Annotated in this window: 1 protein-coding gene; it reads left to right on the top strand. The window is 75.8% G+C overall.

The annotated features are described in order from the left end of the window. Nucleotides 1-966, top strand: a 966-nt coding sequence (locus tag H5J30_RS34630) for an RNA polymerase sigma factor (protein WP_181791769.1), incomplete at its 5' end; no start/stop codon positions are given. Between the last annotated feature and the right edge of the window lie 197 nt (nucleotides 967-1163).

The following is a 1163-nucleotide window of genomic DNA, read 5'->3' as shown; positions in this document are numbered from 1 at the left end:
GACTTCCGCATGCCGCCGCCCGGGGAGGCGCGCCACCCCTCCGAGGACGACACGCTCACCCTGCTGTTCCTGTGCTGCCACCCCGCGCTCACCCAGCCGTCCCGCATCGCGCTGACGCTGCGCGCGGTCGGCGGTCTGACCACCGCGGAGATCGCCCGCGCCTTTCTGGTGCCCGAGGCGACGATGGCGCAGCGGATCAGCCGGGCGAAGAAGACCCTGAAGGACGCGGGCGCCCGCTTCCGCCGGCCGGAGCCCGCGGAGCTGCCGGGGCGCTTCACCGCCGTGCTGCACGTGCTGTACCTGATCTTCAACGAGGGCTACACCGCCACCTCCGGCGCCTCCCTGCGCCGCGCGGACCTGGCGGCCGAGGCGATCCGCCTGGCCCGCGCCGTGCACGCCCTGACGCCGGACGGCGGCGAGGCCGCCGGGCTGCTGTCACTGATGCTGCTCACCGACGCCCGCCGCGACGCCCGCAGCGGGCCGGGCGGCGCGCTGGTGCCGCTCGACGAGCAGGACCGCGGCCGCTGGGACCGCGGCCAGATCGCGGAGGGCGTCGCCCTCGTCAGCCGCGCGCTGACGACCGCCGCGCTCGGCCCGTACCAGGTGCAGGCCGCCATCGCCGCCGTGCACGACGAGGCGGAGCGCGCCGAGGACACCGACTGGCGGCAGATCCTCGGGCTGTACGACCTGCTGGAGCGCCTCGCCCCGAGCCCCGTCGTCAGCCTCAACCGCGCGGTCGCGGTGGCGATGGCCGACGGCCCGCGCGCCGGGCTCGACCTGCTCACCAAGCTCGCGGACGACCCGCGGCTCGCGGAGCACCACCGCCTCGACGCCGTACGGGCACACCTGCTGGAGCTCGCGGGGGAGACGGGGGCGGCGCGGGAGGCGTACGGGCGCGCGGCGGAGCGCACGCTGAGCGTGCCCGAGCAGCGCTACCTCCAACTGCGCGCCTCCCGGCTGCACTGACGGCCTGCCGCCGGCGTCACTGCCAGGCGGTACATTGCGCACATGTCGATACCGCCGGGCCCGCCGCCGAATCCGTACCAGCAGAACAACCCCAACCCCTACGCGCAGCAGCAACCCCAGGGCTCGGTGCCGCAGCAGTACCCCTACGCCCAGCCGACGATGCCCGCCGGCGTGCCGATCACCGGCCAGCCCTCTGG

Origin of the sequence: Streptomyces phytophilus (assembly GCF_013870535.1) — a bacterium.
GTDB lineage: Bacteria > Actinomycetota > Actinomycetes > Streptomycetales > Streptomycetaceae > Streptomyces > Streptomyces phytophilus.
Note: the sequence above shows the minus strand (reverse complement) of the source record. Positions and strands in the feature narration are given on the sequence as shown.